Genomic DNA, 536 nt, shown 5'->3' with positions numbered 1-536 from the left:
CCGACCGCGAGGTTGTCGACGACGTTCAGGTGCGACCAGATGCGTCGGGCGTCGGCGTCGACCGCGCCCTTCTGCTGCGGCGAGGCGGCGGTGCCGGCCAGCGTGATCGTGTCCGCGTTGACGGTGAGCGCGAAGTCGTCGATCGATGCGCTGTCGGTGAACAGCGGCTTGGCCTTGGCGAAGTCGAGCGCGTCGACGTCGGGGTTGAGCTGGATCTGGTCCGAGACGGTGACGCCGGGGGGCAGCGCGCCGTCGAGCGCCTCGACCAACGCCGCCTTCGCGGTGGCGTCGGGGAAGTCGCCGGTCAGGGTCACGGTGTTGCCGGCGCGGGTCATCGCGAACGCCGCCAGCGAGAACGCGGGGGCGCCGGTGGTCTTTGCCGGGGCGCCCGGCAGGGCCGCCGAGGGCGGCCGGAGCGAGGTGCCGTAGCCGATGGCGGCGAGCAACAGCGGAATCACCGCCAGGGCGATCAGCCAGGGAAGTCCCGGCCGGTGCACGCGCACACGCCCTCCTCTTCCCTCGCCTCAGCCCCGGCC

Annotated in this window: 1 pseudogene; it reads right to left on the bottom strand. The window is 73.1% G+C overall.

What is annotated here, in order from left to right:
- A pseudogene (locus A5700_RS03445) lies at nucleotides 1-503 on the bottom strand (hypothetical protein); the annotation flags it as partial.
- Nucleotides 504-536: the final 33 nt, after the last annotated feature.

It is taken from the genome of Mycobacterium sp. E1214 (assembly GCF_001666755.1).
Lineage (GTDB): Bacteria > Actinomycetota > Actinomycetes > Mycobacteriales > Mycobacteriaceae > Mycobacterium.
This window is presented reverse-complemented; position numbering and strand designations above follow the sequence as displayed.